The organism is Klebsiella sp. RC2, from assembly GCF_014192815.1.
Classification (GTDB): Bacteria; Pseudomonadota; Gammaproteobacteria; order Enterobacterales; family Enterobacteriaceae; genus Klebsiella; species Klebsiella variicola.
Genome location: NZ_JACHYL010000007.1, coordinates 78,209 through 92,394, shown reverse-complemented (window position 1 = coordinate 92,394; position 14,186 = coordinate 78,209). Strand labels below are relative to the sequence as shown.

Sequence of the window (14,186 nt, the reverse complement as noted above, 5' to 3'; positions counted from 1 at the left end):
TTCCCCCTTACAGTGCCAGCTCGCTATTCAGTACCAGTGCCAGTAACGCCTGGCGGGCGAAGATGCCGTTACCGGCCTGCTGGAAGTACCAGGCGTGCGGTGTTTTATCGACATCGGTGGTGATTTCGTCAATGCGCGGCAGCGGGTGCAGCACCTTCATGTTGGCGCGCGCCCCTTCGAGGTCGGCGGCGCGCAGGACGAACTGCGCTTTCACGTTGGCGTATTCCGACGGATCCAGACGCTCTTTCTGCACGCGGGTCATGTACAGAATATCCACTTCCGCCATCACGTCGTCGATGGCGCTATGCAGGCTCCAGGCGATACCTTTTTCATCCAGCATATCGAGGATGTACTGCGGCATGGCCAGCGCGTCCGGGGCGATAAAGTAGAAGCGGTTGCCGCTGAATTTGGCCAGCGCCTGGGTCAGGGAGTGGACGGTACGGCCATACTTCAGATCGCCGACCATCGCCACGTTGAGGTTTTCGAGGCGGCCCTGGGTCTCCTGGATGGTGAACAGGTCGAGCAGGGTTTGGGTCGGGTGCTGGTTAGCGCCGTCGCCAGCGTTCAGTACCGGCACGCCGCCGGAGAATTCGGTCGCCAGGCGCGCGGCGCCCTCCTGCGGATGACGCATCACGATGGCGTCAACGTAGGTGCTGATGACGGAGATGGTATCCGCCAGGGTTTCCCCTTTTTTGCCCAGCGAGGTATTGGCGCTGTCAGAAAAGCCGACCACGCTGGCGCCCAGGCGGTGCATCGAGGTTTCAAAAGAGAGACGGGTACGGGTGGAGGCTTCAAAGAAACAGCTGGCGATAACCTTATGCTTCAGCAGCTCGGGTTGCGGATTGGCTTTCAGCTTTGCCGCCGTCGCCAGCACCAGTTCGAGGTCTTCGCGGCTGAGATCGTTTATGGAAATGATATGTTTTTGATATAGCGGGTTAGCCATGCTTATCTCCTGACGCCTGGGCAAAAAAAAAGCCCCTTAAATAAGGGGCTTCGGGAATCCAATGAGCAACGGAAAGAAAAATGCCAGGCCAGCGTCTGCGTTCAGACGCGCTAAGACAGAATGTCGTACGCAATTGGCCATGCTTCCTCCCGGCAAAACGACTGGCATTATACGCAGACCGTTATGACGATCAAGCGATTCATTCACAAACAGGTAATCGTTTGCCTGCAGAAAAGTGCGCCAGCGCAAAGAACGGTGAAACTGTACTGGTATGGCAGTGGCGATGGGGGTATAAAGTTATAAAATGAAATGCTGTTTTATATTCGAGGTAAGTGATGATTATTGGCAATATCCACCATCTGCAGCCATGGCTGCCTGCCGCGCTGCGCGAGGCCATTGAGCACGTCATCGCCCATGTCAGCGAGGCGACGCCGCTGGGTAAACACGATATCGACGGCAATAACCTGTTTTATCTGATTTCCGAAGACACCACCGAGCCGCAGGCCGCGCGCCGCGCGGAATACCATGCCCGCTATCTCGATATTCAGATTGTGCTCCGCGGCATCGAGGGGATGACCTTCAGTACCTTGCCGGCTGGAGAGCCGCAGACCGACTGGCTGGCGGAGAAAGACATCGCTTTTCTGGCCGAAGGCCAGCAGGAGAAAACGGTGATCCTCAACGAAGGGGATTTTGTGGTGTTTTATCCCGGCGAAGTGCATAAACCGCTGTGCGCCGTAGGCGCCCCGGCGAAGGTGCGCAAAGCGGTAGTGAAGATGCTGATGGCGTAAAATGGCGAGCCATATCCCGGATAAGCGCCGTGCTATCCGGGATGTGGCCACACGCGAAGGACTACTTGCTCAGCGTCGCCACCATCACCGCTTTGATGGTGTGCATCCGGTTTTCCGCCTGATCGAAAACCACGCTCGCCGCCGACTCAAACACCTCGTCAGTCACTTCCATACCGCCGTGCAGGCCGTAATCGGCGGCCATCTGTTTGCCCAACGTGGTCTGGTCGTCATGGAATGCCGGCAGGCAGTGGAGGAACTTGACCTGCGGATTGCCGGTCAGCGCCAGCATCGCGCTGTTAACCTGATAGTCGCGGAGCAGGGCGATACGTTCGGCCCATTTTTCCTTCGCCTCGCCCATCGATACCCAGACGTCGGTATAGATAAAATCGGCGCCTTTCACTCCTGCGGCGATATCTTCCGTCAGGGTGATGTTGCCGCCCTGTTGTTTGGCCAGCGCGGTACAGGTCTCCACCAGCTGAGACTCCGGCCAGCAGGCCGATGGCGCTACCAGGCGCAGATCCAGACCGGTCAGCGCTGCGGCTTCGAGCATCGAATTGCCCATGTTGTTGCGCGCGTCGCCGGCGTAGACCAGCGTCATCTGGTTAAAGGCTTTGCCCGGCAGGTGCTCTTTCATGGTCAGCAGGTCCGCCAGCAGCTGGGTGGGGTGGAACTCGTTGGTGAGGCCGTTCCACACCGGCACACCGGCGTATTGCGCCAGGGTCTCCACCACCTCCTGGCCGTGGCCGCGATACTGAATGCCATCGTACATCCGCCCGAGCACGCGGGCGGTATCTTTGATCGACTCTTTATGGCCAATCTGGCTGCCGCTTGGCCCCAGATAGGTCACGCGGGCGCCCTGATCGTATGCGGCAACTTCGAAAGAGCATCGTGTACGGGTTGAGTCTTTTTCGAAGATGAGCGCGATGTTTTTCCCTGCCAGTTTCTGGACTTCGATACCGTTTTTCTTATCAGCTTTGAGCTTTGCCGCCAGCTCGAGCAGGGCGGTGATTTCTGCAGGCGTAAAATCGAGTAACTTTAAAAAATGCTTCTGGTAAAACGCAGACATGGTTCCCTCACCTGGCATAGGCCACTAATTGAATTAAAATTCAATTTATATGTATGAATATTCATTTGCAAGTCTGTGATCGAAATCTTTCACTGAGAAGTGGAGGCAATGACGGCGGTATGTGACAATAGGGACAACTGCCGCACATTATGAGGAACGAGCCATGGCAAACCCGGAACACCTGGAAGAACAGCGTGAAGAGACGCGTCTGATTATCGAAGAGCTGCTGGAGGATGGCAGCGATCCGGACGCACTGTACACGATTGAGCATCACCTCTCTGCAGACGATTTCGAAACGCTGGAGAAAGTGGCGGTGGAAGCGTTCAAGCTGGGCTATGAAGTGACCGAGCCCGAAGAGCTGGAAGTGGAAGAGGGTGACATGGTCATCTGCTGCGATATTCTCAGCGAATGCGCGCTGAACGCAGACCTGATCGATGCCCAGGTGGAACAGCTGATGACGCTGGCAGAAAAATATGACGTCGAGTATGACGGTTGGGGTACCTATTATGAGGACCCGAACGGTGAAGAAGACGGCGACGATGACGAAGATTTTGTCGATGAAGACGACGATGGTGTTCGCCACTAAGTTGCAGATGGATACGGCGGTGCCTGCCGCCGTATAGCAAGGAACTTCCATGGATTACCCGCAGATACTCTCCCCGATTATCAACTTCCTGCACTGCCCGACGCCGCAGGCGTGGATTGATGAAGCCCGCAAGCCGGAAAACCTGCCGCTGCTGCTGACCGACCATATGGTGTGCGAACTGAAAGCGGCGCAGAACGCCATGCTGCTGGTGCGTCGCTACGTCGCGGATAAAGCCGACGCCGACGAGCTGCTGGCCTGCCTGAAGCCGTATGAAGACTTCACCTACCGCTGGGGGCCGGAGCCGGATTTTGTCGCTCTGCATAAGCGGATCAACAAAAGCGCCATGCCGCAGACCGACGACCCGTGGGGCCGCCAGTTGCTGGACAGCATGATTTTGCTGATTAAAGAGGAGCTACATCACTTCTGGCAGGTGCGGGAGATGATGCTGGCGCGCGATATCCCCTACGTCAAAATCACCGCCAGTAACTATGCCCGCGGCATGCGGCGGGAGGTGCGTTCGCACGAGCCGGTGATGCTGATCGATAAGTTGATCTGCGGGGCCTATATCGAGGCCCGCTCCTGCGAACGCTTTGCGGCGCTGGCGCCGTGGCTGGACGACGATCTGCAGAAGTTTTATCTGTCGCTGCTGCGCTCTGAAGCGCGTCACTATCAGGACTATCTGGATCTGGCGCAGAAGATTGCCGGAGACGATATTAGCGAGCGGGTGCGCCAGCTCGGCGAGGCGGAAGCGGCGCTGATCCTCAGGCCGGAGGCCGAGTTCCGCTTTCACAGCGGTGTGCCGGTAGCGGCGTAACCCTCGGTATTCGGGCCCTGCAGCCCCGGTAGCCACTAACACCGGCAGTTTCAGTAACCATGGGGAGAGAGATAGCGTTGAGAGCTTCAGCTCGCAATGGTATGGGCCGTAGGTCGGGTAAGGCGTTAGCCGCCACCCAACAAAAAAACGGCACCGCGAGCACGGGTAAGGTGCAAGGGGTTCCATCCGGGACATACCCCGGCTTGCGCTACGCTTAGCCGGGCTACCAAACTGTAGCCACGGTAAGCGTAGCGCTACCGGGGACGCCTGCGATATCGAGGCGCTACAGCGTTTTCAGCATCCGCACTTCACAGTCAACGTGGCCGGTGCAACCCAGCGGCCCGTCAATGTGCTCAAAGCCGAGATGTTCATATAAGCCGATCGCCTCCGTCAGGAAGGCGGTAGTTTCCAGATAGCAGCGTTTAAAGCCCTGCTCGCGGGCGTAGTCCAGCGCCAGCAGCGCCAGCTTCTTCGCCAGCCCCTGACCGCGCGCGCTGGTCATAAAATACATTTTCTGTAACTCGCAGATATCCGGCTCGCTGCAGGCGAGCGGCGCGACGCCACCGCCGCCAACCACTTCGCCCTCTTTCTCCACCACCCAATAGGCAGAGCCTGGCTGGCTGTACAGCTCATACAGTTCATCGAGATTCGGGTCGGCGACCGTATAGCCTTTATCGGCGGTGAGGCCATATTCAGCCGAGACCTGGCGGATGACCCTGGCGATGGCGGCATTGTCTGCCGCCGTAATGCGACGCAGCAACGTCGCCGCGGGGACGCTCGTATTCATACAATGACTCATTACCCAAAAAAGACGAATGATGATGTTAATAACATCGCGACAGGGGAAAGCGCAAGCGAGGATGTTTCATAAAAAAACGCCCCTTGCCGGGTGGCAAGGGGCGGGAGGATCACAGCGCGGCGATCACCGCCTGCTGCTCAATCAGCTTCGCTTTCGCTTCCGCGTAGCCTTCCAGCTTCTCGCGCTCTTTAGCGATCACCGCTTCCGGTGCGCGGGCGACAAAACCTTCGTTGGACAGCTTGCTTTCGATGCGGCCAATTTCACCTTCGATTTTGGCCACTTCTTTCGCCAGACGCGCCAGCTCATCTTCTTTATTGATGAGGCCCGCCATCGGGATCAGCAGCTCGGCACCGTCGATAATCTTGGTCACGGAGACCGGACCTTTATCATCGGCAGGCAGCACGGTAATGCTTTCCAGACGCGCCAGGTTCAGCAGGAAGCTGCGGTTGTCGTTCACACGACGCTCGGCCTCTTTGCTGCAGCCGCGCAGCAGCAGTTCCAGCGGTTTGCCCGGGGCGATGTTCATTTCCGCACGGATGTTACGCACGGCGACGATCGCCTGTTTCAGCCATTCGGTATCGGCCAGCGCCGCGTCATCGACCTGAGAAGCATCGTACTGCGGGAACGGCTGCAGCATGATGGTGTCGGCGGTGATACCGCAGATCGCTTTCACGCGCTGCCAGATGGTCTCGGTGATGAACGGAATGATCGGATGCGCCAGGCGCAGCAGACCTTCCAGCACGGTCACCAGCGTATGACGCGTCCCGCGCAGCTCCGCTTCGCTGCCACCGTTCATCACCGGCTTGGTCAGCTCCAGGTACCAGTCGCAGAACTGGTTCCAGGTGAACTCGTACAGGATGCCGGCGGCGATATCGAAGCGGAAGTTATCCAGCGCTTCGCGATACGCTTTCACGGTGTGGTTGAATTCTGCGAGGATCCAGCGGTCGGCCAGGGAGAGCACCATTTCGCCGCCGTTGAAGCCACAATCCTGATCTTCGGTATTCATCAGTACGAAGCGGCTGGCGTTCCACAGCTTGTTACAGAAGTTACGGTAGCCTTCCAGACGCTTCATATCCCAGTTGATGTCGCGGCCGGTAGAGGCCAGCGCTGCCAGGGTGAAACGCAGGGCGTCGGTGCCGTGCGGCTCAATGCCGTTCGGGAACTGTTTCTCGGTGCGCTTACGGATTTTCTCCGCCAGCTGCGGCTGCATCATGTTGCCGGTACGTTTCTCCAGCAGCTCCGGCAGGGTGATGCCGTCAACCATATCCAGCGGGTCGATAACGTTACCCTTGGATTTGGACATCTTCTGGCCTTCGTCATCGCGGATCAGACCGGTCATGTAGACGGTCTTAAACGGTACCTGCGGCTTGCCGTTTTCATCTTTGATGAAGTGCATGGTCATCATGATCATGCGGGCGATCCAGAAGAAGATGATGTCGAAGCCGGACACCATCACGCTGGTCGGGTGGAACTGACGCAGGGCGTCGGTGTTTTCCGGCCAGCCGAGGGTGGAGAAGGTCCACAGCGCGGAGGAGAACCAGGTATCGAGAACGTCTTCATCCTGACGCAGGGCAACGTCCGTACCGAGTTTGTTTTCCTGACGCACTTCGTCTTCGCTACGGCCCACGTAGACGTTGCCGTCGTTGTCATACCATGCCGGGATGCGGTGACCCCACCACAGCTGACGGGAGATACACCAGTCCTGAATATCGCGCATCCAGGAGAAGTACATGTTTTCGTACTGCTTCGGCACGAACTGAATGTCGCCATTCTCAACGGCTTCCACCGCCGGCTTGGCCAGCACGTCCGCACGCACGTACCACTGGTCGGTGAGCATCGGTTCGATAACCACGCCGCCGCGATCGCCGTAAGGGACGGTCAGGTCGTGCGGTTTGATCTCTTCCAGCAGGCCGAGGGCGTCAACCGCCGCAACGACGGCTTTACGCGCCGCGAAGCGTTCCAGTTTCTGGAACTCCGCCGGGATCTCGTTGGAATAAACGTCGGATTCGTTGCCTTTGGTGTCATAGACTTCCGCGCTTTCGCGGATGTCGCCGTCAAAGGTCAGGATGTTGATCATCGGCAGCTGATGACGACGACCCACTTCGTAGTCGTTAAAGTCGTGCGCCGGGGTGATCTTCACGCAGCCGGTGCCTTTTTCCATGTCGGCGTGTTCGTCGCCCACGATCGGGATGCGACGGTTAACCAGCGGCAGCACCACGAATTTGCCAATCAAATCTTTGTAACGCGGATCTTCCGGGTTAACGGCCACGCCGGTATCGCCCAGCAGGGTTTCCGGACGGGTGGTGGCGACCACCAGGTAATCTTTACCGTCAGCGGTTTTCGCGCCATCGGCCAGCGGGTAGCGGATGTGCCACATGGAACCTTTCGATTCGCGGTTTTCCACTTCGAGGTCGGAAATGGCGGTGCGCAGTTTCGGGTCCCAGTTAACCAGGCGTTTACCGCGGTAAATCAGATCTTCTTTGTACAGGCGAACAAAGACTTCTTTCACGGCATTGGAAAGCCCCTCGTCCATGGTGAAGCGCTCGCGCTCCCAGTCCACGGAGTTGCCGAGGCGGCGCATCTGGCGGGTAATGGTGCCGCCGGATTCCGCTTTCCACTGCCAGATTTTGTCGATGAAGGCATCGCGGCCGTAGTCGTGACGGGTTTTCCCTTCTTCCGCGGCAATCTTACGCTCAACCACCATCTGGGTGGCGATACCCGCGTGGTCGGTACCGGCCTGCCACAGGGTGTTTTTGCCCTGCATGCGCTGGTAGCGAATCATGGTATCCATGATGGTTTGCTGGAAGGCATGACCCATATGCAAACTGCCGGTGACGTTCGGCGGCGGGATCATGATGCAGAAGCTCTCCTGGCTTTCATCACCATTCGGTTTGAAATAGCCCTGCTTTTCCCAGTGCTCGTAAAGCGGCTGTTCGATATCTTGTGGGTTGTATGTCTTTTCCATTATTTCCAGGTTGCCGTGTTCAGGTTGAAACCAGCCATGCGGTACGCTTTATAGCGTTCGCGCGCCAGTTGTTTCAGATTTTCTTCGTAAGGGACAAAGTCTATCACTTCTGTGAAAGCGGTGGCAAAATCTGCAAAGTTAAGCCGCAGACTGATCAGAATGTCCCGCGGGCTGCTGTTGCGTTTCTGCGGCCAGGCAATCTCCACCGGCGCGCCGCCTCTCGGGCCTTCGCCCGCCAGATTATGCGGCACAAAGCTCTCCGGCGGCCGCGACCACAGCGCCTCGTCGAGGCGAATCGCCTGCTGCTCATCTTCACAGGCGATCAGGACGCGCTTGCCGTTGCGCCAACGTTCTGCGGCAATGTCACACACCAGCTGCTCGACGGCGCTCAGGCCTTCGACGGTGTTTTCGTTGTCCAGAAGGTAGAACGTTGCATTCTTCATATATGGGGCTTCTTGTCGTGGATTTAAATGCAAAGCCGGGTGGCGCTACGCTTACCCGGCTTACAAACGGCATCTTTCCGTAGGCCCGGTAAGCGTAGCGCCACCGGGCATCAGACGGCAATCACTCTTCGCCGTTAAAACCCGCACGATTGAGCAGGAACTGCGACAGCAGGGCGACCGGACGACCGGTAGCGCCTTTGGCCTTACCGGAACGCCAGGCGGTACCGGCGATGTCGAGGTGCGCCCAGTTGTACTTACGGGTGAAGCGTGACAGGAAGCAGCCGGCTGTGATCGCGCCGCCAGGACGGCCGCCAATGTTCGCCATATCGGCAAAGTTGGACTCCAGCTGATCCTGGAACTCGTCGGCCAGCGGCAGACGCCAGGCGCGGTCGCCCGCCAGTTCGGAGGCGCCGATCAGCTCATGAGCCAGCGGGTTATGGTTCGACATCAGGCCGGTGATGTGATGGCCGAGGGCAATCACGCAGGCGCCGGTCAGCGTCGCGACGTCGATAACCGCTTCCGGTTCGAAACGCTCAACGTAGGTCAGGACGTCGCACAACACCAGGCGGCCTTCGGCGTCGGTATTCAGCACTTCCACCGTCTGGCCGGACATGGTGGTCAGAACGTCGCCCGGACGATAGGCGCGACCGCCAGGCATGTTTTCACAGCCCGCCAGCACGCCGATGACGTTCAGCGGCAGCTGCAGCTCGGCAACCATCCGCATCACGCCGTACACCGCCGCGGCGCCGCACATGTCGTACTTCATCTCGTCCATGCCTTCGGCAGGCTTGATGGAGATGCCGCCAGAGTCGAAGGTCAGGCCTTTACCGACCAGCACGATAGGGCGCGCGTCCTCAGACGGGTTGCCTTTATACTCGATGACCGACATCAGCGACTCGTTCTGCGAGCCGTTGCCGACGGCGAGATAGGAGTTCATCCCCAGCTCGCGCATCTGCTGTTCGCCGATCACGCGGGTAATGACGTTCTTGCTGTAGGTATCGGCCAGCTGACGCGCCTGGGAAGCCAGATAGGCGGCGTTACAGATGTTCGGCGGCATGTTGCCAAGATCTTTCGCCGCTTTGATGCCGGCGGCGATCGCCAGGCCATGCTGAATGGCGCGTTCGCCGCTGGTCAGCTCGCGACGGGTCGGCACGTTAAAGACCATTTTACGCAGCGGGCGACGCGGCTCGCTTTTGTTGGTCTTCAACTGATCGAAGCTGTACAGCGTCTCTTTGGCGGTTTCAACGGCCTGGCGAACTTTCCAGTAGTTGTTGCGGCCCTTGACGTGCAGCTCGGTCAGGAAGCAGACGGCTTCCATTGAACCGGTATCATTCAGGGTATTGATGGTTTTCTGGATGACCTGCTTATACTGACGTTCATCCAGCTCGCGCTCTTTGCCGCAGCCAATCAGCAGAATGCGCTCAGACAGAATGTTTGGCACATGGTGCAGCAATAACGTCTGGCCAGGTTTGCCTTCCAGCTCGCCGCGACGCAGCAGGGCGCTGATGTAGCCGTCGCTGATTTTATCGAGTTGTTCGGCGATGGGGGAGAGGCGACGTGGTTCAAAGACGCCGACCACGATACAGGCGCTCCGTTGCTTCTCCGGGCTACCGCTTTTTACACTGAACTCCATGCACTATGCTCCTGAATCTTAAAGACAACAGTGGTGGCTACGGCTATACTCGTCGCCTTTCAAGTTGCAGATGCGCCGGCTGCGCCTGCTTACCTGATGCGGGCCTAACGCGCGCGCCAGGGGTCACAGCCCTGCTGCCTTCTTACAACTCGAAATCCATTGAGTATATAATTGCAAGCTTTCGTAACTCATGTCCGCTGTTGCGGTGACTTCGTGTTAATCTTAACGTTATTAAGGCCTGGGTTCGTCAGAAAAGATCCTGACATGCAGAACCGATGAGTCATTTAATCTTAGCGATGTTTTCAACGACCAAAGAGAATAAATGACGTTTAAGCCATGAAACAAGCAATTTTCCTGCAATAAAACGGGTTTTTACGGGCGTATTTATAGTGATAATCATAAGATATCTGGTTCGTGAGACGCTGAAAAGCCAGTTGGCGATCCTATTCATCCTGTTACTGATTTTCTTTTGTCAGAAATTAGTCAGGATCCTCGGCGCCGCGGTGGATGGCGATATCCCAACCAATCTGGTGCTCTCGCTGTTGGGGCTCGGCATCCCGGAGATGGCGCAGCTTATCCTGCCGTTAAGTTTGTTCCTTGGCCTGCTAATGACCCTGGGCAAACTCTACACCGAAAGTGAAATTACGGTGATGCACGCTTGCGGTCTGAGCAAAGCCGTGCTGATCAAGGCGGCGATGATCCTCGCGCTGTTCACCGGCGCGGTGGCGGCGGTCAACGTCATGTGGGCGGGGCCGTGGTCGTCGCGCCATCAGGACGAAGTGCTGGCCGAAGCCAAAGCCAACCCCGGCATGGCGGCGCTGGCCCAGGGCCAGTTCCAGCAGGCCAGCGATGGTAACGCGGTGATGTTTATCGAGAGCGTCAACGGCAACCGCTTCCATGACGTCTTCCTTGCCCAGCTGCGTCCGAAAGGCAATGCGCGTCCCTCGGTGGTGGTGGCGGATTCCGGCGAGCTGTCGCAGCAGAAAGACGGCTCGCAGGTGGTGACCCTCAACAAGGGCACCCGCTTTGAAGGCACCGCGATGCTGCGCGATTTCCGCATTACCGACTTCAATAACTATCAGGCCATTATCGGCCACCAGGCAGTGACCTCCGATCCGGACGACACCGAACAGATGGATATGCGCACTCTGTGGCAGACCCATACCGACCGCGCGCGTGCCGAACTGCACTGGCGCTTCACGCTGGTGGCGACCGTCTTCATTATGGCGCTGATGGTGGTGCCGCTCAGCGTGGTGAACCCGCGTCAGGGGCGCGTGCTGTCGATGCTGCCGGCGATGCTGCTTTACCTGGTGTTCTTCCTGCTGCAAACGTCGATTAAGTCGAACGGCGGCAAAGGCAAAATGGACCCGGCTATCTGGATGTGGGCGATTAACCTGCTCTATTTTGCGCTGGCGGTGCTGTTAAACCTGTGGGACACGGTGCCGATGCGCCGCTTCCGCGCCCGTTTTAATAAAGGAGCGGCCTGATGCAGGCGTTTGGCGTACTTGACCGTTATATCGGTAAGACGATTTTCAACACCATCATGATGACCCTGTTCATGCTGGTGTCGCTCTCCGGCATTATCAAGTTTGTCGATCAGCTGAAAAAGTCCGGGCAGGGTAGTTACGATGCGCTGGGCGCTGGTCTCTACACCATCCTCAGCGTGCCGAAGGACATCCAGATCTTCTTCCCGATGGCGGCGCTGCTTGGCGCGTTGCTGGGGCTGGGGATGCTGGCCCAACGCAGCGAGCTGGTGGTGATGCAGGCATCCGGTTTCACCCGGCTGCAGGTGGCGCTGGCGGTAATGAAAACTGCGATCCCGCTGGTGCTGCTGACCATGGCGATCGGCGAGTGGGTGGCGCCCCAGGGCGAGCAAATGGCGCGCAACTACCGCGCCCAGCAGATGTACGGCGGTTCGCTGCTGTCGACTCAGCAAGGGTTGTGGGCGAAAGATGGCCACAACTTTGTCTATATCGAACGCGTGAAAGGCAACGATGAGCTGGGGGGCGTCAGCATCTATGCCTTCAATCCGGAGCGTCGTTTAGAGTCGGTGCGCTATGCCGCCTCGGCAAAGTTCGATAGTGAAAATAAAGTGTGGCGCCTGTCGCAGGTGGATGAATCCAACCTGACCGATCCAAAGCAGGTGACCGGGTCGCAGATGGTGAGCGGCACCTGGAAAACCAACCTCACGCCGGATAAGCTCGGCGTGGTTGCCCTGGATCCGGATGCGCTGTCGATCAGCGGTCTGCACAACTATGTGAAATACCTGAAGTCCAGCGGCCAGGATCCGGGACGCTACCAGCTCAATATGTGGAGCAAAATCTTCCAGCCGCTGTCGGTGGCGGTGATGATGCTGATGGCGCTGTCGTTTATCTTTGGTCCGCTGCGTAGCGTGCCGATGGGCGTGCGGGTGGTGACGGGGATTAGCTTCGGCTTTATCTTCTACGTACTGGATCAGATTTTCGGCCCGCTGACCCTGGTCTACGGCATCCCGCCGATCATCGGCGCGCTGTTGCCGAGCGCCAGCTTCTTCCTGATAAGCCTCTGGCTGATGATGCGCAAGGCCTAGCGGGTTAAGCCCGGAACGTATAAGCCCCCTCAACGATGAGGGGGCTTTTTTTTAGCGCTTGCGTCCGCCCAGCAGGCTACCCAGCATGCCGCGGACGATCTGATTGGTGACCTGGCGAACCGCGCTTTTCGCTGCCGTCTGCACGATACCGTCGCGTTTGCCGCCGCGCGGGCCGGTGCTGCCGAACAGAATATCTTTCAGGCCGCCGAGTAGCCCATCGTCATCGCCGCTCTGCTGGCCCTTCGCCGGCGGAGCCGACTGCTGCCCGGTGGCGACCTGCACCCCTTGCTGCAGCATCTCAAAGGCCGACTCGCGGTCCACCTCCTCCTCATACTTACCGTACAGCGGCGAGTGATTCAGCAGGCCGTTGCGCTCGTCATCGCTGACCGGCCCCATTCGCGAGCAGGGGGCGATAACCATCGCCCGCTCGACCACCGACGGACTGCCTTTCTCATCGAGGAAGGAGATCAGCGCCTCGCCGGTGCCCAGCTCCTGGATCGCCTGCTCGGTACTGAAGGCCGGATTGGCGCGCATGGTCTGGGCGGCGGTTTTCACCGCCTTCTGGTCCTTCGGCGTAAAGGCGCGCAGGGCATGCTGCACGCGGTTGCCCAGCTGGCCGAGCACGGCGTCGGGAATATCCGCCGGGTTCTGCGAAACGAAATAGACGCCGACGCCCTTGGAGCGGATGAGGCGGATCACCTGTTCGATTTTATCCAGCAGTACCTGCGGCGCGTCGTTGAACAGCAGATGCGCCTCATCGAAGAAGAACACCAGCTTCGGTTTTTCGAGGTCGCCAGCTTCCGGCAGGCGCTCGTAGAGTTCGGAGAGCATCCACAGCAGGCTGGCGGCATAGAGCTTCGGCATCTGGTAGAGTTTTTCGGCGCTGAGGATATTGATCACCCCTTTACCACTGGCATCGACGCGCATCCAGTCGGCAATATCCAGCATCGGCTCGCCGAAGAAGTGCTCGGCGCCCTGCTGCTCCAGGGTTAACAGCCCGCGCTGGATGGCGCCGATCGAGGCGCTGCTGATATTGCCGTACTGATTCTGGAACGCTTTGGCGTTGTCGCCGATAAACTGGGTGATGGCGCGGAGGTCTTTGAAGTCGAGCAGCAGCAGGCCGCGGTCGTCCGCGATGCGAAAAATAATGTTCAGCACGCCGCTCTGCACCTCGTTGAGATTGAGCAGGCGCGCCAGCAGCAGGGGGCCAAGATCGGAGACCGTCGCCCGAACCGGGTGACCCTTCTCGCCAAAGATATCCCAGAGCACCACCGGGTTGGCGTGCGGCTCCCAGTCGCTGACGCCGATCTTCTCCAGCCGCGCCTGCAGTTTCTCTGAGCTCTGCCCCGCGGCGGCAATGCCGGTCAGGTCGCCCTTGACGTCCGCCATAAATACCGGCACGCCAATCTCCGAGAACGACTCAGCCAGCTTTTGCAGGGTGACGGTTTTACCGGTGCCGGTCGCACCGGTGATCAGCCCATGGCGGTTGGCCATTGCGGGCAGCAAATACAGCGCGTTATCCAGCGTGCGCGCAATCAACAAGGGTGAGCTCATGATCGATTCCTCCATTTATCCTGCGA

The 14,186-nt window shown here is 58.5% G+C and carries 15 protein-coding genes; 5 read left to right on the top strand and 10 right to left on the bottom strand.

Features of this window, described 5'->3' with window-relative positions:
- Window positions 1–7: 7 nt before the first annotated feature.
- From pyrB to FHW76_RS20515, 3 genes are read right to left on the bottom strand one after another with little or no spacing between them, the layout of a single operon-like run.
- Entirely contained in the window at window positions 8–943 is a 936-nt protein-coding gene (gene pyrB / locus FHW76_RS20520) for an aspartate carbamoyltransferase (protein ID WP_004206522.1), read from the bottom strand.
- A 2-nt stretch (window positions 944–945) separates the two neighbouring features.
- Window positions 946–1,005, bottom strand: coding sequence for a pyrBI operon leader peptide (locus tag FHW76_RS26485; protein WP_227650304.1), 60 nt, complete (start codon window positions 1,003–1,005; stop codon window positions 946–948).
- Entirely contained in the window at window positions 980–1,084 is a 105-nt protein-coding gene (locus FHW76_RS20515; protein ID WP_012969080.1) for a pyrBI operon leader peptide, read from the bottom strand. The genes FHW76_RS26485 and FHW76_RS20515 overlap by 26 nt, the downstream gene beginning before the upstream one ends.
- Before the next feature lie 194 nt (window positions 1,085–1,278).
- On the opposite strand from FHW76_RS20515, the gene FHW76_RS20510 reads away from it, so the two are divergent.
- The gene (locus FHW76_RS20510) at window positions 1,279–1,731 is read left to right on the top strand and encodes a YhcH/YjgK/YiaL family protein (RefSeq protein ID WP_008807128.1); all 453 of its coding nucleotides are present in this window, start codon (window positions 1,279–1,281) and stop codon (window positions 1,729–1,731) included.
- Between the two features lie 61 nt (window positions 1,732–1,792).
- Here the strand turns inward: FHW76_RS20510 and argF are convergent, their stop codons facing one another.
- The gene (gene argF, locus FHW76_RS20505; protein WP_012543079.1) at window positions 1,793–2,797 is read right to left on the bottom strand and encodes an ornithine carbamoyltransferase; all 1,005 of its coding nucleotides are present in this window, start codon (window positions 2,795–2,797) and stop codon (window positions 1,793–1,795) included.
- On the bottom strand, window positions 2,767–2,862 hold the full coding sequence (argL, locus tag FHW76_RS26705; protein WP_370736902.1) for a putative translational regulatory protein ArgL: 96 nt from the start codon (window positions 2,860–2,862) through the stop codon (window positions 2,767–2,769). Before argL ends, argF begins: the two co-directional genes overlap by 31 nt.
- A gap of 98 nt (window positions 2,863–2,960) precedes the next feature.
- Between argL and rraB the strand changes: the two genes are divergently transcribed.
- Together rraB and miaE are read left to right on the top strand one after the other, a co-directional pair.
- The gene (gene rraB, locus FHW76_RS20500; RefSeq protein ID WP_008807126.1) at window positions 2,961–3,383 is read left to right on the top strand and encodes a ribonuclease E inhibitor RraB; all 423 of its coding nucleotides are present in this window, start codon (window positions 2,961–2,963) and stop codon (window positions 3,381–3,383) included.
- A gap of 49 nt (window positions 3,384–3,432) precedes the next feature.
- Entirely contained in the window at window positions 3,433–4,197 is a 765-nt protein-coding gene (gene miaE / locus FHW76_RS20495) for a tRNA isopentenyl-2-thiomethyl-A-37 hydroxylase MiaE (protein WP_008807125.1), read from the top strand.
- A gap of 283 nt (window positions 4,198–4,480) precedes the next feature.
- On the opposite strand, the gene FHW76_RS20490 is transcribed toward miaE, so the two are convergent.
- The 4 genes from FHW76_RS20490 to pepA form a co-directional block, all read right to left on the bottom strand.
- Window positions 4,481–4,984, bottom strand: coding sequence for a GNAT family N-acetyltransferase (locus tag FHW76_RS20490; protein ID WP_008807124.1), 504 nt, complete (start codon window positions 4,982–4,984; stop codon window positions 4,481–4,483).
- 121 nt (window positions 4,985–5,105) lie between these two features.
- The gene (locus FHW76_RS20485) at window positions 5,106–7,961 is read right to left on the bottom strand and encodes a valine--tRNA ligase (protein ID WP_023296935.1); all 2,856 of its coding nucleotides are present in this window, start codon (window positions 7,959–7,961) and stop codon (window positions 5,106–5,108) included.
- The gene (holC, locus tag FHW76_RS20480; RefSeq protein ID WP_008807122.1) at window positions 7,961–8,404 is read right to left on the bottom strand and encodes a DNA polymerase III subunit chi; all 444 of its coding nucleotides are present in this window, start codon (window positions 8,402–8,404) and stop codon (window positions 7,961–7,963) included. The genes FHW76_RS20485 and holC overlap by 1 nt, the downstream gene beginning before the upstream one ends.
- A 121-nt stretch (window positions 8,405–8,525) precedes the next feature.
- Window positions 8,526–10,037, bottom strand: a complete 1,512-nt coding sequence (pepA, locus tag FHW76_RS20475) for a leucyl aminopeptidase (RefSeq protein WP_008807121.1) — start codon at window positions 10,035–10,037, stop codon at window positions 8,526–8,528.
- A 389-nt stretch (window positions 10,038–10,426) separates the two neighbouring features.
- On the opposite strand from pepA, the gene lptF reads away from it, so the two are divergent.
- Both lptF and lptG read left to right on the top strand, forming a co-directional pair.
- A complete protein-coding gene (lptF, locus tag FHW76_RS20470) occupies window positions 10,427–11,524 on the top strand; it encodes an LPS export ABC transporter permease LptF (RefSeq protein WP_012969078.1) in 1,098 nt (365 codons plus the stop codon).
- On the top strand, window positions 11,524–12,606 hold the full coding sequence (gene lptG / locus FHW76_RS20465; RefSeq protein WP_008807120.1) for an LPS export ABC transporter permease LptG: 1,083 nt from the start codon (window positions 11,524–11,526) through the stop codon (window positions 12,604–12,606). The genes lptF and lptG overlap by 1 nt, the downstream gene beginning before the upstream one ends.
- 51 nt (window positions 12,607–12,657) lie before the next feature.
- Here the strand turns inward: lptG and FHW76_RS20460 are convergent, their stop codons facing one another.
- On the bottom strand, window positions 12,658–14,160 hold the full coding sequence (locus FHW76_RS20460) for a helicase HerA-like C-terminal domain-containing protein (protein WP_008807119.1): 1,503 nt from the start codon (window positions 14,158–14,160) through the stop codon (window positions 12,658–12,660).
- Window positions 14,161–14,186 lie beyond the last annotated feature (26 nt).

Coding starts and splice junctions, on each gene's coding strand:
- pyrB (WP_004206522.1), bottom strand. CDS start 943: ATGGCTAACCCGCTATATCAAAAACATATCATTTCCATAAACGATCTC.
- FHW76_RS20515 (WP_012969080.1), bottom strand. CDS start 1,084: ATGGCCAATTGCGTACGACATTCTGTCTTAGCGCGTCTGAACGCAGAC.
- FHW76_RS20510 (WP_008807128.1), top strand. CDS start 1,279: ATGATTATTGGCAATATCCACCATCTGCAGCCATGGCTGCCTGCCGCG.
- argF (WP_012543079.1), bottom strand. CDS start 2,797: ATGTCTGCGTTTTACCAGAAGCATTTTTTAAAGTTACTCGATTTTACG.
- argL (WP_370736902.1), bottom strand. CDS start 2,862: ATGAATATTCATACATATAAATTGAATTTTAATTCAATTAGTGGCCTA.
- rraB (WP_008807126.1), top strand. CDS start 2,961: ATGGCAAACCCGGAACACCTGGAAGAACAGCGTGAAGAGACGCGTCTG.
- miaE (WP_008807125.1), top strand. CDS start 3,433: ATGGATTACCCGCAGATACTCTCCCCGATTATCAACTTCCTGCACTGC.
- FHW76_RS20490 (WP_008807124.1), bottom strand. CDS start 4,984: ATGAATACGAGCGTCCCCGCGGCGACGTTGCTGCGTCGCATTACGGCG.
- FHW76_RS20485 (WP_023296935.1), bottom strand. CDS start 7,961: ATGGAAAAGACATACAACCCACAAGATATCGAACAGCCGCTTTACGAG.
- holC (WP_008807122.1), bottom strand. CDS start 8,404: ATGAAGAATGCAACGTTCTACCTTCTGGACAACGAAAACACCGTCGAA.
- pepA (WP_008807121.1), bottom strand. CDS start 10,037: ATGGAGTTCAGTGTAAAAAGCGGTAGCCCGGAGAAGCAACGGAGCGCC.
- lptG (WP_008807120.1), top strand. CDS start 11,524: ATGCAGGCGTTTGGCGTACTTGACCGTTATATCGGTAAGACGATTTTC.
- FHW76_RS20460 (WP_008807119.1), bottom strand. CDS start 14,160: ATGAGCTCACCCTTGTTGATTGCGCGCACGCTGGATAACGCGCTGTAT.